Genomic DNA, 22,098 nt, shown 5'->3' on the forward strand with positions numbered 1-22,098 from the left:
CCCGCCTCAGCGCCCTTCGTCCGGATCAGCGGAGAGATCGATGGTGAACGCCACCCGCTCGAGCCCGGGGCCGTCGTAGTCCGGCTTCACAGCGGAGGCCGTGAAGCCCAGCCGGGTGTGAAAGGCCTGCGACGCGGTGTTCTCCGGGCTGGTGATGCACTGCACGTAACGGCGCCCGTGCGACCGGGCGAGCGCGAAGAACGACCGGTAGAGGACCCGCCCGACGCCCTGCCCGTGCAGCACCGGGTCGACGCCCACGAAGTGCACATAGGCGGTGTCGGGCTCCGTCTGCGACAGGAAGCCGACCAGGAAGGCGGCAACCTCGCCATCGCCGCGTTCGACCAGAAAACTGGTGGTGGTGAAGTGCTGGAAGTACAGCCGGGGCAGCAACAACGCACGTTCGGTCGACCCCGCCTCCCCCTTGAGTCCGCCCCACCACGTGTCCAGCACGGCGAGCACACGGAGATGGTCCTCGTCGGCAAGGTGCCGGGCCGTCAGGCCGGCCGGAAGCTCATCGATCATCCGTACAGTCTGTCATCCCGCGCGAGGCGCGACGTGGGAACGGTTGCGCAACGACTCAAGAGCGCACACGACAAGTGGCGTGCAGCCGACCGCAGTTACGCCGGGCCGCAGTCGCGTCCGGAGCGCCTCCCCGCACCGCCACCGCCCTGCCGCGGAGCGGGACGCCGGACGGCACCCGGCGCCACCCGGCGGACGCACGTCGCCGCGGACTTATCCACAGGGCGGTCCGTCTCCGCGCCCGTTGCGGAATCGTGGCTCCATGACCACAGCAGGCAACACCCCACCCTCCCCGGAACCACCGGCACTCCGACGGACCGAGGCCGTGCCCGAACTGGCGGGCCTGGCACCGGGAGGCGTCCTCTTCACGGCCCGAGCCCTCGAAGCCGGCTGGACACGGAGGCAGCTGCACCATCGGCTGCGGCAAGGGCAATGGCAGCCGCTCGCCCACGGCGCCTGGGCTGCCCCGGGGCGCCGGATCGACTGGTTCACCCGGGCCTGGGCCGTACAGACACTCCAGCCGAACCTCGTGTGCAGCCACCGCACCGCAGCGGCTCTTCACCGCCTCGAACTTCTTCACGGCCCGGCCCAGGAGGTCTACGCCGAGGCCGAGTTCACCGACCCGCGCCCCGGCCCGTACCGCAGCCGCCCCGGTACCCGAATCCACCGTTCTCCCCTTACACCGGCCGACCGAACCGTGCGACGGAGCCTCCGCGTCACGTCCCCGGCCCGCACGGTGGGCGACCTGATGCGGCAACTCCCTCGCAACGAGGCGGTCGTGGTCGCGGACTCGGCCCTCTCCGCCCGCCGGGTGCACGGAGTCCGCCGCCCTCCCCTCCTCCCCCTCCGCGCACTCCACGCCGAACTCGCGCACCCTCGTCGCGGCGCCACCCGCGCCCGCACCCTGCTCCCGCTCCTCGACCCCGCCTCCGCCTCCCCCACCGAAACGGTCACTCGCCTCCTCTTCCACGACGCCGGTCTCCGCCCCGAGACCCAGGCACTCCTGCGCACCCCGACCGGCCTCTGCCTCCGCCCGGACTTCTTCTTCCGGGCCGAGGGCCTGGTGGTGGAGATCGAGGGCTACGCCTTCCACGGCACCCGCGAAGCGCACACCGAGGACCTCCGCCGCTTCAACGAGCTCCAGGGCTGCCCGGAGATCCGCCGCATCCTCCGCTTCACGGCAACGGACGTCTACCGCCACCCGAAACGCGTCCTCGCCGAGATCGTCACCGCCCTCCAAGCCCTCCGAGCCCTTCGCGTACCCGAAAGTTGGGAGTGAATTGGGCGCCCACGGGCACCTACAGGGCTGCCCGCACCGCAGCCATCGCGCCCATTCCTCTCCCAACTTGCCCTCGGAGCGGGAGTGCGTGCGGGAGTGGGTGCGGGATAGGGACGGTGTCTGGCACCGCGACTAGTACGGAGACCGGCGCCCGTACGTATGCGGCGGCGGCCCCGCTGTCGAGCCCCCGACGCCCCGGTCCCCGACGACGAGTCCCTGGGGACTGGGTAACGTCACCCCCGTGAATCTCAACCTCTTCCACGACGTGCCTGAGGGCCTCACCCAACGAGCCCGGTCGTTCGTTGGCTCGCATGGCGTCAAGGTCGATGTCCAGCCCGTCGAGGAACACCGGCAGTGGTGGCTTGGGCGAGATGTCCCAGCGGCAGTCATCGACCGTATGGCCGCCTATGAAGAGCAGTGGGGCGGGCTGGTGCTGCCACCCTCACCGCGGTACGACGGTGGACCCAGGTACCTCGAAGCCGACTCGCCCGAGGGCTCAGCCTCCGATGGGTGGCGGTTCGAAGCCGGAGTGCAGCGGACCGCCGTCCCGTACGCGTTCATGATCGGACCATCCGGCGAGTTCGGCATTCACGCAGGCAAGTGGGTGCCCCTCCATGCCACCGTCGCGGGCTGGGTGGAGTCGCTCGCGCTCACTCACCACGTGTCCGGGTGCGCACAGCAAATCGTCAAGGTCACAGGCGACGAGGTCGACGGCATCGTGCTGGACGGGTACAAGCCGGTGCGCGAAGTACAGGGCATGGCCGACACCTGGTGGCGATCGGCCGACTCACTTGTGGCGATCTATTCAGGGGAGGCCGAGGCTCTCTCCTTTCCGCGGATCCGCACGGCGTTGATCTACTCCGGCCTGGACGATTGGGGCTTGCGAGGAGGCGTCGAGGACAGCGACGACTGAGGACGCCAGGAGCGTTCGAGAGCCCCGCTGTCGTCGACCCGCTCGGCTACCTCTGCCGCGTTGGCGGCTCTGACGGATCCGGCCTGCGCACCAAGGGGCGGATCAAGGTCGAGCGATCAGCCGAAGCCGGTCCTTCGGCCCGCCCGAGGTCATGAGCCACAGTCGCGGATGACGGGTGGCGGGTGCCGCACCGTGCGAAGGGTCGCGTGGATCACCTCAACGAGGAAGAACCACCCAGGACTTGGTACCCCGCTGCGGCTGCGGTGCCTCGCACATGCCCCACTCGCCTCCCCAGTCGTCCGCGACCGCCGCAAGCAGCCAGAGCGCGCGTCGGCGGCGCGCCTCGCAGAGGGCGGTCAGGTCGGAATCGGGGTGGTGCGGATGCTGGTCCCAGACGAGGAGGCGGACCGCGTCGTCGCGGTGGCGCAGGGATACGTAGAGCTCCCGGCCGGGGCTCATCCGCGCGGTGACGGAGACGAGTTCGGTGACCGCGTACGTCACCGGCCAGACGTACGGGGCGAGCCCGTGCGCCTCCAGCGCGGCTGCGGTCGCCGCACGGGCGATGCGTGCGCTGCGGATGTCGCCGGGGAGGGTGAAGCTCAGGGCGAGCCCGGAGGCGGTGCGGCCCGAGCCGCCTTTCGGGCGGAGGTAGGGCTGCGGTGAGCGGGTTGGGGCGGACTGCGCGTACGCGTCCGGGAACGGCATCCGCGCTTCGGCGACGGCCGGGCAGAGTGCGGCGAGTGGAGATGAGTGCATGGCTGACTCCCCGTTACGGGTGGCGAGTTGGCGGTGTCTCTCTTCCTCGTGGGTGCGCACGGATGGCTCTCGCGTTTCGGACGACGAACAGTGGCCTGTCTCCCTGGCACGGACCCGCCCCTCCCAGGGAAGGAGGTTGCGGGCAGGGCCGTGCGATGCACTTCTTGCTCGGCTGTGCGTGAGCGGTGCGTTACTGAATGTAGTGTACGGCGGGTCATATTGGCCACCTCGTCTCGGAAATGTGCCCCTTGCGTGGTTCAAGAAGGCTGAGGCACGGCAGACTTCGCAGCGAAGGACACGGAAGGACTGGCATGGCATCGCGAATCGCGCCGACCGAACGTCAGAAGCGCCTGGGGCGCGAACTCCGGAAGATGCGCCTGACTGCCGGAGTTTCCGCCCAGGCCGCCGCAGGCATTCTCCGAGTCGACCGCTCCCGGCTCTCCAACATCGAGCAGGGCATCAGGGCCATCAGCGAGGAGCGCCTGCTCGCACTGGCTGACGCATGCGCCTGTCAGGATCAGGCATTTGTCGCGGCCCTGGCCCGGATGACGAGAACGACAGAGCGGGGCTGGTGGGAGCGGTACCGGGACTTGCTGCCTGCTGGATTGCTCGACATCTCGGAGCTGGAGGCCGGAGCGCTACGCATGCGCACCGCGCATTCGGTCCACATCCCGGGCATCCTCCAGACGAGCGATCATGCCTTGGCCGTCTTCCGCGTGGTCATCCCCGCACTCCCGGAACACGAAGCGGCCCTGCGGCTCGCTCATCGCGTGGAGCGGCAGAAGATCCTGGATGGCACGGCCTCACCCGAGTACATCGGCGTCATCCATGAAGCCGCTCTCCGTATGCAGTTCGGCGGGCGCAAGGTGGCTCGTGCGCAGCTTGAGCACTTGCTGGCCGCTTCCGAAAGCCCACGCATCACGCTGCGCGTCATCCCCTTCGAAGCGGGGGCGTTCCCCGGCGCGGGTCAGACGGTCAACTACGCAGAAGGGCCGGTACCTCAGCTGGACACTGTCCAGGTGGACAGCACGCACGGCCCCGAATTCCTGTACGAAGACTCACAGTTGAGCAAGTATCGTTCCCACCTTGACTGGATGGAACGGATCGCACTGCCGGAGGACAAGTCGCGGAACTTCATCCATGGCATCGCACGCCACCTCTGAGGGAGTCACCATGCAGGACGTCACGTGGGAAGAACCATTCTGCGGCGAAGGCGCCAGCTGCTACCGCTTCGGGACGGACCGCGAGGGCAACAGCTACATCGCCGTCGCGGGCACCGAGGACCACTACCTCACCGACAGCCGCGAATCGCTCCAGCAGATGATCCGCGACATCAAGGCCGGCAAGGCGGACCACCTGTTGTGAGACGAGGGCCTCAGGGCTGATCGGGTCCGGCAGCGTCCGTGTCCGCATCCTCCCGGACATTCCAGAACGACAGGAGTTCCGGCCACTGCGGGGCGGGACCGGTCAGCGGACCGGCCGCAGGCGCGCGCAGGGCCGCCAGGGTGAGGTCCAGGTAACGGGCCCGCAGTTCGTCCACCCGCTCCGGTGAGCCGGGCAGCCGGCTGCCCAGGAGCTGGAGCAGCAGCACCAGGTCGGCCAGGGTGACATCGGGTCGCAGGAAGCCCTCGTCGACGGCCCGGCGGACCAGTGCCCCCAGGGCGTGCTCCAGGCGGGCGGAGGCGGCGTCGACCTCGGGAGAGGAGGCGAAGCGGCCCCCGATGACGGGCAGCATGCTGACCTCGCCGCCCTGGGTCAGTGCGGCCCGCAGCGCACTGACCAGCGCGTCCCAGGGGCCGAGGCGCTCCGCCGCCCCCTCGACGAGAGCGGTCCACCGGTCGAGGCCGTCGACCTGGACGTGCCGGGCGAGGTCGTCCTTGGCGGGGTAGCGCCGGTAGAGGCTGCCCATGCCCACCCCCGCACGCTTGGCGATGACGGAGACGGGGGCGTCCCAGCCGAATTCGGCGAATGCGGCGCGGGCCGCACGCAGGACCCTGGCGTCGTTCGCCTCGGCCTGCACCTGGCGGCCACGCGGGCGGCCGGCGGGGGTTCGGGAGGGGGTGGGCATGGGATCCGGTTCTCCGCTTCTCTCGTCTCGTCGCGTACGGACGGGCCGTGCGCGCGACCGGGCCGCAGGGGCGGCGCGAGAGGTCGGCGCCTTGGGCCCGGCCCCGTATCCGCACCTACACGGCACCCGCCTTCGCGGTGTCGACCGCGCCGGTCGGGGCACCCGCGCTCTCGTACGGATGGACGCGCAGCGCCACCGTGAGCACGATACCGGCTACCCCGAGCCCGCCGGCCAGCCAGAACCCCTGGCCGAAGGCATCATCGGTGGGCAGGCCGGTGCTCGAGACGATCGACGACTGGAGCAGGACGGTGGCCAGCTGGCTGCCGATGGCACTGCCGATCGTGCGGACCACCGTGTTGAGGCTGTTGCCGGCTGCGAGGTCGCGACGGGGCACGATCTTCGCGACGAGCGAGGCGAGGGCCGCGAACCCGAACCCGGAACCGAAGCCGACCAGCACGAAGATCACTCCGATCTGGAGCACGCTGCCGTGCCAGACAGCCATCAGGACACCGCCTGCGGCCATGAGTGCCATGGCCGCGAACAGCGGGGCGCGGGCCCCGAAGCGGTGACTGAGCATCGGGCCGAGACGTCCCGCGATCATGGTGCCGATCGCGCCAGGCAGCAGGAGCAGACCGGCCTCGATCACGGACAGACCGTGCCCGTAGGGGGCACCGGCTGATTCCGGGGTCTGGAGCAGGGGCGGCAGCAGGACGTAGAACAGGAACGGGATCGCCCCGATGAGCAGCGTCGCGACGGTCGTGACGAACATCGGGCCGTGGCGCAGCAGCCGGATGTCGACCAGGGGCGCGGCACGACGCGTCTCGACCGTTCCGAGGGCGGCGAGCAGGACGGCGGCGAGGACGAAGAGCCCGATGACCCGGCCCGATCCCCAGCCCCAGGCGCTGCCCTGGGTGACGGCGAGCAGGAGCGCGGACATCGAGGCGGCGAGCAGGATGGCGCCCGGGAGGTCCAGGCGGGCAGGGGTGGCGGTGTGCCCGGTGCGCTGCCGCGAGGTCTCGGGGACGTACACGACCACGAGGAGCAGGGCTATCGCGATGAGCACGCTCTCGACGCCGAACATCCAGCGCCAGGACGCGCTGTCGATCAGCAGTCCACCGACGACCATGCCGAGCCCGGCGCCGCCGCCGATCATGGCCGAGGTGAGGCCGAAGGCGCTGACGGTCCGCTCGGGCGGCATCTTCTCGCGGATCAGGGTGAGCGCGAGCGGGAGCGTGGCCATGCTGATGCCTTCGAAGGCCCGCATCACGATGAGGAACGGCACTCCCGGGGCGAAGGCCGCACCGAGGGTGGACAGCAGGAAGACGCCGAGCGAGACGAGCATCATGCGCCGGTGACCGTACCGGTCGCCGAGCGATCCGACGACCGGCGTCAGGACGGCCGAGCCGAGCATGAACGCGGTGATGAGCCACCCCGCGGTGGAGGGGTCGGTGTCCAGCTCGCGCGTCAGGACCGGCAGCGCCGGAACGATCATCGTCTGCATCAGCGCGTACGAGCCGACGGAGACGAGCAGCGCGGTCAGGAGGGCACTGGGGCGCAGCGCGCCCCGGTGCCCCGTGGACGGCGGTACGGAATGAGACATGGCAGGCCTTCGGGCGGAGGAGGGCGGACGGTGGTACTCCGCCAACCTATCGGAGCGGAGCGCTCCGTTCAAAATGATTGGCTGCGTGCACCCTCACACCTCATGACGGGCAGCACGGGGACCGGCACGGTGCGTGAATGGCCCCAGGGCCTGCTCCGCCTCTCCACCGGGCCGGGAACGCCGCAGCGGCGGCACACCGTGTGTGCCGCCGCTGCGGGACTGCGCGACCGGCCCGAGGCCCTGCCGAGCGATGGAGCCGGTCAGCTCTTCGAGCCCTCCGCACGCGCGAAGGAGACCTCCACCCGACGGTTCTTCTTGCGGCCGTCCTCCGAGGAGTTGTCGGCGATCGGGTACTGCTCACCGTAGCCACGGATCTCGTACGAGATACCGGTGCCGGCCAAGGCCTTGTCCAGGACGTTGTGCACGGCCTCCGCGCGCTCCTTGGAGAGCACGTCGCCGTGGGCGGAGGAACCCAGGTTGTCGGTGAAGCCGAACACCCGGACCTTCTTGGCGTCCTGCTTCTTGATCTCCGTGGCAATCGCGTTGATACGGCCGTTGGCCGCCGAGCTCAGCTTCGCGCTGTCCTTGCCGAAGAGGACCTCGGCCTGAAGTGCGAACTTGATGTCCGAGTTGGTGTCCTCGCGGCGCTCCTCGCCGCCCATGTCCTCGATGACCGACTTGATGTCGAGGATCTTGGCGGGGGCGAGCGTCGCCCCCTCGGGGAGCTTGAGGTCCGAATCGTTCGCGTCGATCTTGACGGACGGATCCGCAGACGCTGAGGGATACGGGCTGTCGTCCGCGAATGCCTGCGGTACACCCACGGCTCCGAACGCGAGCACACCGGCCAGAACCGTGATCGCCATCCGGTCGGACACTCTGCGTGTGGTGGTGACGGTGCCGTTCATCAGGAGATCTCAATCGGCGCAGGGGCGAACCCGTGGAACAGGAGGTCGACCTTACTGGTGGTGTCCGGAGGGGACGGGAACTGAGCAAAGAACGTGATGGTCTTCCCCGTGTCGAGGAACGCGTTGAAGCCCGTGGTCGTCAGTGGACGGTTGTCCGTGTCCCTCAGGACGTAGTAGCGCTTCTTCCCCACCGAGTCGACCAGGGTCATGTCCGCCAGAGAACGGTCCTTGAGCGCAACGGCAACCTCCTTGCCGTTCCAGCCAATGGGGATGGTGTAGCTCTTGCCCGAGTTGTTCTTGAGCTGTCCGGTGACCGTGAGGAACCCACCACTGTCACGCTTGGCCGAGTTGATGGCCATCTCGATGCCGTCATCGTTCTTGGATGTCACCAGAACGGTGCTCGTGTCCGGGACGGTTTCCCCGCCGCCGTTGCCCTTGTCGGACTGGGACGGCGAGGTAGAGGCCTGGGACGCGGCGTCCTTCGGCTTCTCCCCGTCGTCACTGCCGCAGGCGGTCATCGAAAGCGCCAGAACAGCTGCCAGAACAGCAGCCCCCCCGGCGCGGCGCATGGTCCTCACGTGCGGATAGCTCATCGGTCCAGTTCCTTTGCGTTTGTCGTGGTCAGTCTTCGGCCAGGCGAACGTCGAAAAACAGGGTCATATCAGGCATGGCAGCCAGACCCTGGGGGCTGACCACCCACACAAGCCCGCTGACACAGCCGACCGTACCGATGGACGACGACGTAATGATCGGGTTCGGGACGAACTTGCATCCTCGATTGTCGAGGACTGCGACGGCCTCTGCCTCCGCCTGCTTCCCCTCAGTACCCGGTACAAGGTTCGCGCTCATTTGCTTTCTCGACTTCAGCTCGACCTCGTAGCCCCAGCGCATATCGCCAACGGGGTGACAGTCGACGTCGGTGGCGTCGTTCATGCGGCCAAACGCCTGCCCCATGGGACAGCCGTCCAACCCGACGTAGGGGGCGTTGAACACCTCGGTGTAGAAGCCCCTGTCCATGACGTGAGCCATCAGGTCCAACTTGAGCAGCTTCCGGGAGTCCTTGGCCGCTGCCAGAGCAGTGGCGTCGGCGGCAGTCTGAGCCCCGTTGCGCTTGACGTCAGCTTCACCGAACGCAAAGAAGACCAACGCAAGGAAGAGCAGGCCCGTCACCGCTGTGATGTACAGCGGTGCGGCCTGCCCTGCCTCGGACTTCACTCGACGGATCACCCGTTGAGAACCTGGTTGATCTTCTCGGTGAACTTCGCACCGATGGTCGAGCCGAGGTTCGTCTGCAGCAGCGCCACGACGATCGCCACCACGAGGATCGTGATGCCGACGTACTCGATCGCGCCCTGACCCTTGTCGCTGCGACGCTTGAGCGCGTCCACCGCGGTGTTCTTCCAGCCGTTGATGTAGGTCTGCGTGGTGGCGGCGGCCTTCAGGGTGATGTTCGACATGGTGTTCCCCTCCGAGTTCGGCCGACCGGGAATCGGCCGACGGTGCTGCGTACGTCTTCGTGTCGTTCGCGCTTCCGGCTTCCTCCTGGCCGGTCTCACTTTCGACATGAGAAACGTACGTCGGGGCAACACCCACTCGCATGGGCCTGCGGGCCCAACTCCGGGCCCATTCGGTCAGTTGGGCCTCAAAGCCCGCCCCGTTCTCAGCCATGCCTCGTCGACCCCCCGGACGACATGCGGTGCCAGACGGCGATGGCCTCGCCCCGGCTGCCGGCATTCAACTTGGCGAAGATGCGGTTGATGTGGTTCTTGACGGTCTTCTGGCTGATGAAGCAGGTGGCAGCGATCTGCTGATTGGTCATGCCCGACGCGATCAGGTCCATCACTTCCACCTCCCGTTCACTCAGCTCGGCCTGCACTCCCAGGGGGGCCACACCAGGCAGCCCTGAGGAAGAATGTCCCACAGATGATTGCGGAAGCGAAGCCTTTTGCGGGAATCCGTGCGCGTTCAACTCCCGGCTCACGCCCCCGGCCTGGTGGCTCACCCCTCCACCGGGACCCCACGGTCCGCGCGTGTCGTGTGCGGGTGCAGACACTTGCCCCGATGGGGCAACCGGGCGGTAGCCCGACCCGGTGAAGGCCGTACCCAGGCCTTCAGGCAACGGTCGGCCGTCCTGGCCGCCAGTCCCTCCACGTACCGACTCCAGCAATGCGCTGCTGGCCGAGTACGTGAAGTGGGCCCGGCCCTCCTTCGTATCGCGAACGGCGGCCACCAGCTCGTCCGCGGTGAACTCGCCGTGCACCAGGTACCCGCCGGCCCCCAGACGCAGCGCCTCGTGGACGATCTCGCTCTCCCGGCTGTACGTCATCATCAGCACCGGAGCCAGCCGCGCCAGGTGGGGCAGAGCCGAGATGCCGTCGACGCCGGGCATGCGTACGTCCAGCAGCACGACGTCCGGCCGGTGCCGCACCGCCATCTCGTACGCCTGACGGCCGTCACCCGCCTCCGCGACCACGTCTATGTCGTCGCGTCCGTGCAGGAGAACGGTCAGGCCCGCCCGTACGACCGGGTTGTCGTCGGCGACGACCACTCTGAGCGCACGTGTCGCAGGCATCGCTTCCTGGCTGGGCAAGGCCGGGAATCCACCGGGAGAATCAGGTGTGGGGACACCGGCTGTGGGGGGCGAACTGAGCGGGCTCGGATGCGAGGACGTGTGCTGCGAGACGTGCGGCTGCTGCGTCCACTGTTCTCCGGAACTGCGGGAAATCTCGTCCGACATGGCGCGGGCCTCCTCTCTCAAGGATGGGGACTGTGTGGGGGGTACTCAGGAGCGGATGTGCGGATTCAGTTGTGTGGTCGGACGGGTTGGCCGGGTACCTGCGTGAGCAACGGTGGGTATCCGGGAGGGGCGGCAGACGCAGGTGGCGCCAGGTTCATTGCGACCAGCGACAGGTCGAGGCGAACCTCGGTACCCCGTTCCGCCTGTCCCCTGCCGATCCGGATGCGGGCTCCGATGGAGGCGGCGCGCTCGACCATGCCGACGAGGCCGAAGTGCCCGGCCTTGCGCAGATCTGCCAGGGAAGTACCCCGGGGCAGGCCCTCGCCGTCGTCGTACACGCTGATGCGCACCACGTCGCGGACCAGCCCGGCGGAGACCTCCACATAGTTGGGACGGGCATGGCGCTGGGCGTTCTCCATCGCCTCGGTCGCGATGGTGAGGGCCTGACGGGCCACGGCATGCGGAATGGGCGGGACGGGTCCCTCGCCGAGTCGGCGAAAGACTGCCTTCACGGCGTGGCGGCGATCGAAGTCCGCAGTGCGTGCGGCCAGTTCGTCCACCACGTCCACTCCGCCGTCGAGACCCGACTCCCTGCGGAGGTCCGAGAGGAGTTCCCGGGACTCCGCTGCGGCCCGGCGAGCCGCGCGTGCGACGAGCTCCGCCTGGTGCTTGACCGTCAGCGGGTCCATGCGGTCGGCGGTGCTGGCCAGGCCGTCGGCTGCCATGGCCAGGCCGTGCAGGGTCTTGGCCACGGAGTCGTGCATCTCGCGGGCGAGGCGGGCGCGCTCCTCCTCGACCGCGCCGTTGACCGCGAGACGGGCCCGGGTCTCCGTCAGAGCCTGGGAGGCGGCGCCGAACCTCAGGAGGAGACCGCGCAACGAGCTGCCGACCGCACCGGCCATGATGCAGAGCCCCACCACAAGGAGGGCCGAGGCATCCGCATCGGCCTCCTCGCTGACTCCATAGGCTGCGGCAAGCAGCAAAGCCTGAAGCGCGGCAAAGATGGCGCCGCCCCGCCAGCCATAGACCAGGCCGGCGAGAAGCGGGGTGCAGACCGTGACGTACGAGAGTGTCGAACCGGGGCTCGCAGCGAACAGCAGCAGCGCGCCGAAGAGCATGTCCGCGGCCAGCAGCAGCGGATGACGCAACAGGACCGGACCGAAGCGCTCCCAGTCGCGCATCAGTACGTACGAGACCATCACGGTGACGAGGACCGCCGCTCCCACCAGCCAGCTACCCACCTCTTCGTGCACGCCGTCGAGGGCGAACGGGGTGGCCAGCAGGGTCATCGCCAGCCGGAAGCCGAAGAGTTGCCGGCACAACGCCTGCAGCGCGTTCAGCTGGATGGGCAGGGCCGGCACCTGGCCGGGGGTGCTCTCCGGCGTCTGTTCATCGGGGCCGCCCGTCAGGGCGGAGCGGCTCAGGCGTGTGCCCATCCGGTCCTCTCACCTCCTCGTCAGTTCAGGTCTCTTCCTCGTATGCGGATGAATCAACCGCCGAACACATCCCCGATGTTGACTTGAGACGCGTAGTAGAAGCCGACGACGATGAGGATCATCGTTCCGGGCAGCATGAAGCTGGTGACGATCAGCGTGGCCTTGGGAACGGCCTTCGCTGCCTTGCGTCGCGCGTTCTGGGAGTCGGTCCGACGCATGTCGTTGGCGATCTGGATCAGGGTGTCCACGATCGGAGCACCCAGCTCCTCCCCCTGCTGGAGGGCCGAGACGAACATCGACACCTGCTCCGACTCGTTCCGTTTGCGGAGCTGATCGAAGGCATCGCGGCGGCTGACACCCATGTCCATCTGGCGCAGGGTGATGCGGAGTTCGTCGGCCCACGGCCCCTGGTACTTCTCCGCGACCCGCTCAAGCGCCTGCCGAAATCCCAGTCCGGCCGAGACGACCACCGCGAGGACGTCGAGGAAGTCCGGGAGCGTCCGGTCGATGTCGTCCTTACGACGCGAGATGGCGGACCTGATGATCACGTCCGTCCAGAAGAGGCCGTAGACAAACAGGATGATGGCCAGAATGAGCTGTCCGTTCATGAGCATGGCCAGCGCCGCGAGCGTCCCGAGGCCGCCGTAGAAGGCGCGCCGCGCCGCGTAACGGTCGACCGTCATACCCGCGGGGTTGCCGGCCATGTCCAGCTTGCGTCGCACTTTGTCGACGCGCTTGGGGCCCATCATCGACAGGACTCGGGGCGCGTAGCGCATGCCCATGCGGTCCGCCAGGCCACCCGCGACCGTGGTGCGGCTGGCGCCGACCTCCAGCGCGAGTTCCATGTCGCCGGGGAGCTTGGCTTCTGCGCGATACATGCGGATGCCGTGGAACGCTCCGTAGACGGCGAGTCCGAAGACGGCCGCGATCAGAAGATCCATGATGTCCTCTCCTTGTTGATTGGGGCCGTCAAATCCGGACGCGAGTGAGTCGACTGATGAGGAAGAAGCCGAGAGCGTAGAGGCCGGCGGCGGCGAGGACGGCGATCCGGCCGGGCGTGGAGGCGGTCATGTCGTCCAGCGCGCCCGCCCGCATGCTGTTGATGATGAGCAGGAAGCCCAGTCCGAGGATCGGGACGGCGACCGCGGTCACCTTGACCTGGGACAGGAGCGTGGTGACTTCTCGCCGGGTCTCCTTGCGCTCCTCCAGCGTGCCCGTGAGGTTGCGCAGCGAGGAGACGATCGTGCCGCCCGCCCGGTTGGAGAGGATCAGGGTGGAGACCAGCACGGTCAGTTCGCGCGACGGAAGCCGCTCGACGAGCTCGTTCATCGCGTCGTCCAGCGAGTGGCCCACCGCCAGCCGGTCGGCCACCCGGCGCAGCTCCTCGTGCGCCGGCTCGTCGAGTTCGTCCACCGCCATGCTGATGGCCGTACGGAGTGCCAGGCCGGCCTGAGTTGCGTTGGCGAGGACGCGGGTCAGCTCGGGGAGCTGGTTGATGAATGCCTCGGTGCGCTTGGCGCGCTGGTAGTTGAGGAAGGCGTTGCCTCCCCACAGACCGATGAGCGCGGCGATGAGTCCGAAGAACGACGCGAAGATCGAGCCGACCACGAAGTAGAGGCCGAGCAGTGCCGCTACGACGTAGACGAAGTACTCGCCCGGTGTGAGGTCGAGGCCGGTCGCCGCGATCTTGCGTTCGATGCGCTTGCCCAGATCCGTCTGGCGCAGCCACCGGTCGACACCCCGGAAGCGACGGGTGCGGCCGCCTATGGTGAGCTGGCCCGTCTGGGACATCCGGTCGACCAGAATCTGCTGCTGAGCTCTGCCCGACGTGAAGATGTGCACGCCTATGACGGCGAACAGACCGGCGAGGAGCGTCACACCGATCGTCAGGAGCGGAAGATTATCCATGTCGGACGAGGCCTTCTGGGTGAGCGGCGGGCTGGGGACGTAACGGCGGCCGGCAAGGAGATCACGCGGCGGACTTGCGCATGCTCAGCTGCTCCTCCGCCTCGGCGACACCGAAGGCCGCGGGGACGGCCTCACTCGACATGTAGAGGCGGTCGGCCACTCGACGGGGCAGGGGGTAGTAGTCGAACTTTCCGTAAATGCGGCCGTCCGCGGCCATCGGCTGGGCGTTGAAGCGGCAGACGGAGACGATGCGGTAGTCCTCGCGTCCGTGCGAGTCCACGATCGCGATCTCGGTGATCCGACGGGAACCGTCGGCGTGACGGGTCAGCTGAACGATCACGTCGACGGCGCTGTTGATCTGGTCGTGGATCGCCACGAACGGGATCTCGACCTCGGACATGGAGCTCAGCGTCTGCAGACGCATCAGCGCGTCCTCGGCGTTGTTGGCGTGGACGGTGGCGAGCGAGCCGTCGTGACCGGTGGACATCGCCTGGAGCATGTCGAGGGTCTCGCCGCCTCGGACCTCACCGACGATGATGCGGTCGGGGCGCATACGCAGGGAGTTGCGGACGAGGTCGCGAATGCTGATCTGGCCCTTGCCCTCCACGTTGGAGGGGCGGCTCTCCAGCGTGATCACATGGGACTGCTGGAGCTGGAGCTCGGCGGAGTCCTCGATCGTGACGATGCGCTCGCCGTTCGGGATCAGCCCGGACAGCGCGTTGAGCAGCGTCGTCTTGCCGGTGCCGGTGGCCCCGGAGACGATCACGTTGAACTTGGCGCGGACCAGTCCGGCGAGCAGCATCAGCATGTGCTCGTCGAGCGAGCCGAGCCCGATCATCTCCTGGAGCGTGAACGCCTTGGGGAAGCGTCGGATGGTGAGGATCGGGCCCTTGAGGGAGAGCGGCGGGATGATCACGTTGACACGCTCGCCCGAGGGGAGTCGCGCGTCGACCATCGGATTCGCCTCGTCGACGCGGCGGTTGACCGTGGAGACGATGCGTTCGATGGTCTGCATCAGCTGTTCGTTGGACGAGAAGCGCATCGGGAGCAGTTCCAGGCGCCCGCGCCGCTCCACGTACACCTGCTCGTGTCCGTTGACCATGATTTCGCTGATGGAGGCGTCTTCGAGGAGCGGTTCCAGGATGCCGAGTCCGAGGGACTCGTCAACGACCCGGCGGATGAGCTGCGAGCGCTCCATCTGGGAGAGGACAGGGCCCTCGCGGCTGATGATGTGGCCCAGGACGCGTTCGAGCCGCGCCCGGCGCTCGGCCGCCGCGAGGGCGGACATCTCCGCGAGGTCGATCTCCTCCAGGAGCTTGGCGCGGTAGACCTGGACCAGTCGACTCTCTTCGCTCAGCCCGCGCGTCGGCTCGGGACCGGTAATGCGCGCCCGCAGGCTCATGTCCTCAACTCCCTGATGTGGTGCAGCGGTACTGGATCAGTCGCGCGGCATGGTGGCTGTCTTCGTGACCTTTCCGAACTTGAACATCGGCAGGAGAGAGGGGATGTCGATCCGCACCCGCACGGTCACGCTGTTCACACCTGAGGTCACGAGAATCCTGGGGTCGTCGTCCAGCCAGTCACTCAGGGAATCCCGGGCGACCGACCCGGCGCGCCCCACCTGGTACTTGTCCGAGCCCACCCGCGCCCCCGCCCGTGCGGCCGTGCCGGCCTGCTGGGCCGCGTATACCGCGATGCCGAGCTGAACCACGGCCAGGGATATGACGAGCAGGAGGGTGAGCACACCCACGTACTCGATGGCGGCCTGGCCCCGTCGGCCGTCCGAACGGGAGGCGGTCGTGCGTCCGGTGCCGGGCTGCCGCGCCCATGTGCGCCTCACCATCCCCACCCGCCCTTCTCCCTCTTGGCCTTGGCGTCGCCCGTCGCGTGCCACGGCACGTTGAACACCCCTGGGAAGATGAGGGGCACCTTGACCTCCACCTTCGCGGTGACCAGGTCGCCGCCGCCGGAGTTGCAGCGGATGACGTCGGTCTCCCAGGCGTCGGGCACGTCCTCGCGTACAGCCTGCTCGCATGCCTGCCATGAGCTGCCCTCAGCGACCGCTGCCGCCCTGACGCCCTTGTCCGCCGCGTTGCCCGCGAGCACCCACGTGTAACAGACCAGTCCGGCCTGCCACATCACCGCCAGCGTCACCAGGATCAACGGCAGCGTGCCGACGAACTCGATCGCCGTCTGGCCCCGGTCGCTCCGGGTGCGTCGGCGTCGCTCACCAGCGACGGCTGTCTCAGCCCTCGCGGTGTCCGGATCCGCCGGCGGCCGGCCCGTTCGTAGAAGATTCATAATTCAACGGTCCCCCTCGGTCTCTTCGCTTCACTGGTCACTGCGCTGGTCTCTTCGCTGATTGCGTCACTGATCGCATCACTGGCCGCGTCACTGCGTGCCCGGCCGCTCACTTCGTACGTCCCCGCCGCGCGCCGAACGAACCGCGGTCGCCCTTGAACTTGCCCTGCTTGTCGGCGCCTTCCGCGTTCTTCACCAGGCCGAGGTCCCCCGCCAGCCCCCACAGCGCCTGCTTCACCGTGGACTTGGCCTCCAGGTCCTGCATGCGGCCGGCGTCGACCACCGCCTGGAGTTCCTTGAAGTTCGCGGGGATGACGACCCGTGCCACCTTCGTGGCCGTGATCTTCTCGATCAGCGGTGGCTGGATCTCCGTGTTACGCGTGTAGCGGTTGACGACAGTGACCGTCTCCTCGGCCTTGCGGACCTGCAGGCGGTCCCAGAGCCGGACCATGCGCTTGGCCGCGCGGACGGTGATCACGTCCGGGGTGGTGACCAGCAGGGTCCGGTCCGCCATCTCGATGGCAGCGGCGTTGGCCGAGTTCATGTGCGTACCGCAGTCGATGATGACGACCTCGAAGCGGTGGCGCAGGGCGCCGATCGTCTGACGTACGACCCGGTCGCTGACGTCTTCGCCCCGCTCACCCTCGCCCGGTGCCAGCAGCAGGGCGATCCCGGTGTCGTGGCTGTACAGGGCGTCCTGGAGCACGCGTGGCGAGATGTCCTGGATGGTGGAGAGGTCGACGATCGACCGGCGGAACTGCACGTCCAGATAGGACGCCACGTCCCCGGACTGGAGGTCCAGGTCCGCCAGGGCGACGGTGTGGCCTGACGCCGCTGCGGCGAGGGCCAGTTGTACGGCCACCACCGTCGCGCCGACACCGCCCTTCGCGCCGCTGACGGTGACGACCGTGCCGCCGGGGCCGGTGAACATCTCGGCGCCCGCGCCGAGGTGGCGGCGGACTCCGACGGACCAGCCGGCGGCGGCCTGGACGCGCTGGGCCAGCTCCTCGTACGAGAGGGGCAGGCCGACCAGGCCGCGGGCGCCGGAGTCCATGGCCGCCGAGTAGAGCCCGGGGCTCATGTCGGCGGTGACGAGTACGACCCCGACCGCGGGAAAGCGCAGGGCCACCTCCCGGATCAGCTCAAGCGCCGGCACCGGGCCGATCCGCTCGTGCACGAGCACGACCTCGGGCAGCTCGTCCAGTGACTCGGCGGCGAGCCGGGCCAGTGTGTCGAGCAGGGAGGTCGAGTCGCCGAGCGGCGCCGCCGGCTCCGCGTCGGGGAGCTGGCTGAGCAGCGTGGTGATGGACCGGGCGGCGTCGGCGTCACCGACTGCCGGGAGGATTCGTGTGCTCATCCGGTCCTCACTTGTTCTTGTCTTCGTCGAGGTTGTAACTGCCCTCGCCGGGACGGAGGGTGGTCGGGCTGTCGTCGGGCAGCAGGGCCAGCCGTACGTGCTCCGCGAAGGACTCGGCGTAGGCGACGCGCTGGGCGTCGGTGGTGTCCAGGGCGAAGGTGATCGGCACGGCCTCGGTGGGGCCGCCGCGGTCGTCGCCCTTCGGGTCGAGCGAGGTCAGCTGGCCGACGTCGAGCACCTTGGCGTTGGGGACGATCACGCGCGAGGTGGGCTTGTCCTTGTCGGTCTGGCCCTCGAAGGTCGCGTAGATGTTGACCAGGTTGCCCGGCCGGATCTTGCCGGCGACACCGGTCGCGGCGTCGATCATGATGGCTATCTCCTGCTGACCGTTCTCCAGCTTGGGGCGCTTGACGAGCATGTCGTCCTGGAGCAGGGAGCCCTTGCGGAGGCTGGTGACGGCGATCTTGCCGGTCAGCACCGAGAGGTCGGTGACCGCGTTCTTGGACAGCCAGCGCTTCGGCATCTTGACCTTCTCGAACTGCCCCGGTTCCAGTGGCCGGTAGGGGGCTATGTCCGTCTTGACCTGGTAGGCAGTCACCTCCGGGCCGACCTTCGAGTTCACATCGCTGATGACCGAGAGCACGCCGGCGAACGCACCGAAGGCACAGAGGACCGAGAGGAGGAGAAGGATGACGCCGCGGCGTTGCCGTGAGTTCATGAGCGGAGCAACCTCGTTGGGAGACGTGGGCCGATGAGCGGAGTGAGGGACGGGCTGAGGGGCGGAGCGGGGTCGAGCCGTCGCAGGTCTCGCTGTGGCGTCGCCCGCGGGGACGGGCCGACGCCGTGCACTGTTCTCCGGGGGGTGGGTGCAGCAGGGGAGCCGCCGCCGTCGCGGTGGCTCACGACCCTTGGCGCATCGGTGTTCCTTGGCTCAGGACACCGGATCCGCGCGTTTGGTTCTCCGGCGGTTTCAGTGGGGCCGAGCAGAGACCACAGCGGTCACCGATGAGTTCATTTCCGCACCAGGTGCAGACCTCCCTGCGAACCGAGGAAACCAGCTGATAGAGCAGTGAAATATCGGGCAGAAAAGCGGCGAATTCGATCATCTTCGAAGTCCCCCACCAGGAAGGCGATTCCGCGGGCAACGGGGCCTCGTGCACCGCCTGCACGTCCCAGGCCGGGGCGACGGTGGCCGTGACCCAGTCGGATTGCAGCGACCCCTTCGCGACCAGCAGGTGGGTCCCGAATTCGGGTCCGGTGAGGTCCCCCGAGCCGATCTTGATCAGCTGGGGGTTGGGGTTGGCCATCACGCCGAACTGGGACCCGGGGACCCAGGACTTCGCGTGGGTCTTCAGGCTGACCGGCACCCGGTCGAGCTTGGTCACCGAGTTCAGGAGCGCACCGGAGTGGATGTAGTGGGAGAGCAGCCTCGCCGCGGAGGCGACGACCCCGGCGCTGAAGTCGCAGATGGACAACTGCCGCAACTGGCGGACCAGTACGGCAAGGCCCAGGGGGGGCAGATCCACCTTGAGCAGCGCAATACGGTCACTTTCCATCACCGCGCGGATCGCGTGCAGCCGCCGCTCATGGGTGGGCTTGATGCTGGCGGGATAGACCGCGATGACGTAGCCGTGCTGCTCCAGGAGCACGTGCATGTCGCTCACCGCCTGTTCGAGCGACTGCTCCTCGGGGGCGCGCAGAACCACCGCTGTGGGCGTCTGCTGATCGGCCGGGGACAGCACCAGATCAGCGCTTGTCACTGCTATTGCTGTCGGCACGCTGTTCCCCGTTCGGCTCCGGCCGCCGCATACCGCCGGCCGCAATCGCTCACGTCAGGTGCTCCTCACTCAGGCGCTCCTGCGTCAGCACTTTATCCACGTAATGCGAGGTAGAGAACACCTTCCAGGACCCAGTGCGGACGGGCCCACGAACCCCCACCGGGCGTTCGCGTGACAAATCGCCCCAAGTGACTAGTTGTTAAAGTCCGTACCATTTAATCGAATACCCATTCCCCACCAGGGTTATTCATGATCCTCATCAGTCTTTATGCACGTCAGAGGCGTGGGAGCGCATTCACGCGGCAGGCCACTGCGTTCCCGGTGGGCCCAATGTGAACTCTGGGCCCGGATTGGGGCCCCCGGGCCCAACGCGATCGACACCGATCGGCACCAATCGGCCCGGTCAGTGGGGCCGGTGGGGTCCGACGGGATCGCCGTCCGCACACCCTCGGGAGTCGTTCCCGACTCCCCCTCAGGAGCTAACGGCCGGGGCCCGGAACTCCGTCCGGAACCCCTTCCGCCGGACGCCGTTTGTGACGGTTCACTGCCAGAGGTCTTGACAACTTGATTGGTCTGGACCAGTTTTATCGCCCAGCGGTGGCCACCGTTCCTCGATTCCACACCCCGGCACCCCCGTGTCCGGCCCCGGCATCCCCGTGCCGTTCCCCGCCATCCCCGACTCCCCCACGGAGGCAGCAAGTGGAACGTTCCCCCGCAACGAGCCTGCCGATCCACCGCAGAAGACGGCACAGCCGCCCGCTCCTCGGATCCGCCATGGCCGTCCTCGCCGCGGGCGCGCTGACCCTCACCGGTCTCGTCAGCAGCGCATCGGCCGCCGACGTCAACGTCGCCAAGAACGCCGGCTTCGAATCCGGCCTCGCCAACTGGACCTGTTCCGGCGGCAGCGGTGCCACCGTCTCCTCCCCCGTGCACGGCGGCACCTCGGCGCTCAAGGCCACCCCGGCCGGCCAGGACAACGCCAAGTGCACCCAGACCGTGGCCGTGAAGCCCAACTCCACCTATGCGCTCAGCTCCTGGGTCCAGGGCGGCTACGCCTACCTGGGCGCCAGCGGCACCGGGACCACCGACGTGTCGACCTGGTCCCCCGGCTCCAGCAGCTGGACCCAGCTCTCCACCAGCTTCACGACCGGGCCCAGCACCACCTCCGTCACCGTGTACACGCACGGCTGGTACGGGCAGGCCGCCTACCTCGTCGACGACCTCTCGGTCACCGGCCCCGACGGCGGCGGTGGCACCGACCCCGCCCCGACGATCCCCGCGGCCCCCGGCGGTCTCGCCGTCGGCACGGCCACCTCGTCCTCCCTCGCCCTGTCCTGGAACGCCGTGTCCGGCGCGACCGGCTACACCGTCTACAAGGACGGCGCGAAGACCACCACCTCCACCGGGACCTCCGCGACGATCACGGGGCTGGCCGCCGACACCGCGTACCAGTTCGCGGTGACCGCCACCAACGCGGCCGGTGAGTCCGTCAAGTCCGCCACCGTCAGCGGCCGTACGGCGACCTCCGGCACGGGCAACCCGAACCCCGGCACCTCCGTGCCCAAGCACGCGGTCACCGGCTACTGGCAGAACTTCAACAACGGCGCGACCGTGCAGAAGCTCAGCGACGTGCCCGCGAACTACGACATCATCGCGGTCTCCTTCGCCGACGCCACGACCACGCCCGGCGCCGTCACCTTCAACCTGGACTCGGCGGGCCTGAACGGCTACACCGTCGACCAGTTCAAGGCCGACATCAAGGCGAAGCAGGCGGCCGGCAAGAACGTCATCATCTCGGTCGGCGGTGAGAAGGGGTCCGTCTCGGTCAACAGCGACGCCTCCGCCACCAACTTCGCCAACTCGCTCTACTCGCTCATCCAGGAGTACGGCTTCAACGGCGTCGACATCGACCTGGAGAACGGCCTCAACTCCACGTACATGACGAAGGCGCTGCGTTCGCTGTCGCAGAAGGCGGGCTCCGGCCTCGTCATCACGATGGCCCCGCAGACCATCGACATGCAGTCCACCTCGGGTGAGTACTTCAAGACGGCGCTCGGCATCAAGGACATCCTGACCGTCGTCAACATGCAGTACTACAACAGCGGTTCGATGCTCGGCTGCGACGGCAAGGTCTACTCGCAGGGCTCGGTCGACTTCCTCACCGCGCTCGCCTGCATCCAGCTGGAGGGCGGTCTCGACCCGTCGCAGGTCGGCCTCGGCGTCCCCGCCTCCACGAGTGGCGCGGGCAGCGGTTACGTGTCCCCCTCGGTCGTGAACGCGGCCCTGGACTGCCTCGCGAAGGGCACCGGCTGCGGCACCTTCAAGCCGTCGAAGACCTACCCGGGCCTGCGCGGCGCGATGACCTGGTCGACCAACTGGGACGCCAAGTCCGGCAACGCCTGGTCGAACGCGGTCGGCCCGCACGTCCACGCCCTGCCGTAACACCGCCCGGACCGGGTCCTGTTGATCCCGTCCGGCATCACTGACCAGCAGCGCCGCCGCTCCCCCGGTGGCGCTGCTGCATGTGCGGGGTGCGGCGGG

The 22,098-nt window shown here is 68.3% G+C and carries 23 protein-coding genes; 5 read left to right on the plus strand and 18 right to left on the minus strand.

Features of this window, described 5'->3' with window-relative positions:
• Nucleotides 1–6: 6 nt before the first annotated feature.
• Nucleotides 7–522, minus strand: a complete 516-nt coding sequence (locus OG912_RS10470) for a GNAT family N-acetyltransferase (RefSeq protein ID WP_327709116.1) — start codon at nt 520–522, stop codon at nt 7–9.
• Nucleotides 523–781: 259 nt separating this feature from the next.
• Here OG912_RS10470 and OG912_RS10475 point away from each other — a divergent pair, with 259 nt between their 5' ends.
• Both OG912_RS10475 and OG912_RS10480 read left to right on the plus strand, forming a co-directional pair.
• Nucleotides 782–1,798, plus strand: a complete 1,017-nt coding sequence (locus OG912_RS10475) for a hypothetical protein (RefSeq protein WP_327709117.1) — start codon at nt 782–784, stop codon at nt 1,796–1,798.
• Between the two features lie 241 nt (nt 1,799–2,039).
• Nucleotides 2,040–2,711: a hypothetical protein gene (locus OG912_RS10480; RefSeq protein WP_327709118.1), complete on the plus strand. Its 672-nt coding sequence runs from the start codon at nt 2,040–2,042 to the stop codon at nt 2,709–2,711.
• A gap of 216 nt (nt 2,712–2,927) precedes the next feature.
• Here OG912_RS10480 and OG912_RS10485 read toward each other — a convergent pair whose 3' ends face one another.
• Nucleotides 2,928–3,467 (minus strand): ATP-binding protein, encoded by a 540-nt coding sequence (locus tag OG912_RS10485; RefSeq protein WP_327709119.1) that lies wholly within the window; start codon nt 3,465–3,467, stop codon nt 2,928–2,930.
• Between the two features lie 311 nt (nt 3,468–3,778).
• On the opposite strand from OG912_RS10485, the gene OG912_RS10490 reads away from it, so the two are divergent.
• Both OG912_RS10490 and OG912_RS10495 read left to right on the plus strand, forming a co-directional pair.
• The gene (locus OG912_RS10490; protein WP_327709120.1) at nt 3,779–4,630 is read left to right on the plus strand and encodes a helix-turn-helix domain-containing protein; all 852 of its coding nucleotides are present in this window, start codon (nt 3,779–3,781) and stop codon (nt 4,628–4,630) included.
• Between the two features lie 10 nt (nt 4,631–4,640).
• Nucleotides 4,641–4,832, plus strand: coding sequence for a hypothetical protein (locus OG912_RS10495; protein ID WP_327709121.1), 192 nt, complete (start codon nt 4,641–4,643; stop codon nt 4,830–4,832).
• A 10-nt stretch (nt 4,833–4,842) separates the two neighbouring features.
• Here the strand turns inward: OG912_RS10495 and OG912_RS10500 are convergent, their stop codons facing one another.
• From OG912_RS10500 to OG912_RS10575, 16 genes are all read right to left on the minus strand, one after another.
• On the minus strand, nt 4,843–5,535 hold the full coding sequence (locus tag OG912_RS10500) for a TetR/AcrR family transcriptional regulator (protein ID WP_327709122.1): 693 nt from the start codon (nt 5,533–5,535) through the stop codon (nt 4,843–4,845).
• A gap of 115 nt (nt 5,536–5,650) precedes the next feature.
• Nucleotides 5,651–7,135: an MFS transporter gene (locus OG912_RS10505; protein WP_327709124.1), complete on the minus strand. Its 1,485-nt coding sequence runs from the start codon at nt 7,133–7,135 to the stop codon at nt 5,651–5,653.
• Nucleotides 7,136–7,395: 260 nt separating this feature from the next.
• On the minus strand, nt 7,396–8,040 hold the full coding sequence (locus OG912_RS10510; protein WP_327709125.1) for an OmpA family protein: 645 nt from the start codon (nt 8,038–8,040) through the stop codon (nt 7,396–7,398).
• Nucleotides 8,040–8,633 carry a hypothetical protein gene (locus OG912_RS10515; protein ID WP_327709126.1) on the minus strand — a complete coding sequence of 198 codons (594 nt, stop codon included), beginning with the start codon at nt 8,631–8,633 and terminating at the stop codon, nt 8,040–8,042. The genes OG912_RS10510 and OG912_RS10515 overlap by 1 nt, the downstream gene beginning before the upstream one ends.
• Nucleotides 8,634–8,661: 28 nt before the next feature.
• On the minus strand, nt 8,662–9,255 hold the full coding sequence (locus OG912_RS10520) for a pilus assembly protein TadG-related protein (RefSeq protein ID WP_327709127.1): 594 nt from the start codon (nt 9,253–9,255) through the stop codon (nt 8,662–8,664).
• An 8-nt stretch (nt 9,256–9,263) separates the two neighbouring features.
• Entirely contained in the window at nt 9,264–9,497 is a 234-nt protein-coding gene (locus OG912_RS10525) for a hypothetical protein (protein WP_326738412.1), read from the minus strand.
• A gap of 203 nt (nt 9,498–9,700) precedes the next feature.
• Nucleotides 9,701–10,777 carry a response regulator transcription factor gene (locus OG912_RS10530; protein WP_327709128.1) on the minus strand — a complete coding sequence of 359 codons (1,077 nt, stop codon included), beginning with the start codon at nt 10,775–10,777 and terminating at the stop codon, nt 9,701–9,703.
• A gap of 65 nt (nt 10,778–10,842) precedes the next feature.
• Nucleotides 10,843–12,213, minus strand: a complete 1,371-nt coding sequence (locus OG912_RS10535) for a sensor histidine kinase (RefSeq protein WP_327709129.1) — start codon at nt 12,211–12,213, stop codon at nt 10,843–10,845.
• 53 nt (nt 12,214–12,266) lie between these two features.
• Entirely contained in the window at nt 12,267–13,154 is an 888-nt protein-coding gene (locus OG912_RS10540) for a DUF5936 domain-containing protein (protein ID WP_327709130.1), read from the minus strand.
• Between the two features lie 28 nt (nt 13,155–13,182).
• Nucleotides 13,183–14,121 (minus strand): type II secretion system F family protein, encoded by a 939-nt coding sequence (locus OG912_RS10545; RefSeq protein ID WP_327709131.1) that lies wholly within the window; start codon nt 14,119–14,121, stop codon nt 13,183–13,185.
• Nucleotides 14,122–14,182: 61 nt separating this feature from the next.
• Nucleotides 14,183–15,523, minus strand: a complete 1,341-nt coding sequence (locus tag OG912_RS10550; protein WP_326738407.1) for a CpaF family protein — start codon at nt 15,521–15,523, stop codon at nt 14,183–14,185.
• Between the two features lie 36 nt (nt 15,524–15,559).
• Nucleotides 15,560–15,964: a TadE family protein gene (locus OG912_RS10555; RefSeq protein ID WP_327709132.1), complete on the minus strand. Its 405-nt coding sequence runs from the start codon at nt 15,962–15,964 to the stop codon at nt 15,560–15,562.
• A complete protein-coding gene (locus OG912_RS10560; protein WP_327709133.1) occupies nt 15,958–16,422 on the minus strand; it encodes a TadE family protein in 465 nt (154 codons plus the stop codon). The genes OG912_RS10555 and OG912_RS10560 overlap by 7 nt, the downstream gene beginning before the upstream one ends.
• A 109-nt stretch (nt 16,423–16,531) precedes the next feature.
• Nucleotides 16,532–17,779, minus strand: a complete 1,248-nt coding sequence (locus OG912_RS10565; RefSeq protein WP_326738404.1) for an AAA family ATPase — start codon at nt 17,777–17,779, stop codon at nt 16,532–16,534.
• Nucleotides 17,780–17,786: 7 nt separating this feature from the next.
• Nucleotides 17,787–18,497, minus strand: a complete 711-nt coding sequence (gene cpaB / locus OG912_RS10570; protein ID WP_326738403.1) for a Flp pilus assembly protein CpaB — start codon at nt 18,495–18,497, stop codon at nt 17,787–17,789.
• A 181-nt stretch (nt 18,498–18,678) separates the two neighbouring features.
• Nucleotides 18,679–19,539, minus strand: a complete 861-nt coding sequence (locus OG912_RS10575; RefSeq protein ID WP_327709134.1) for a hypothetical protein — start codon at nt 19,537–19,539, stop codon at nt 18,679–18,681.
• Nucleotides 19,540–20,331: 792 nt separating this feature from the next.
• On the opposite strand from OG912_RS10575, the gene OG912_RS10580 reads away from it, so the two are divergent.
• On the plus strand, nt 20,332–21,999 hold the full coding sequence (locus OG912_RS10580; protein WP_327713388.1) for a chitinase: 1,668 nt from the start codon (nt 20,332–20,334) through the stop codon (nt 21,997–21,999).
• Nucleotides 22,000–22,098 lie beyond the last annotated feature (99 nt).

It is taken from the genome of Streptomyces sp. NBC_00464 (assembly GCF_036013915.1).
GTDB lineage: Bacteria > Actinomycetota > Actinomycetes > Streptomycetales > Streptomycetaceae > Streptomyces.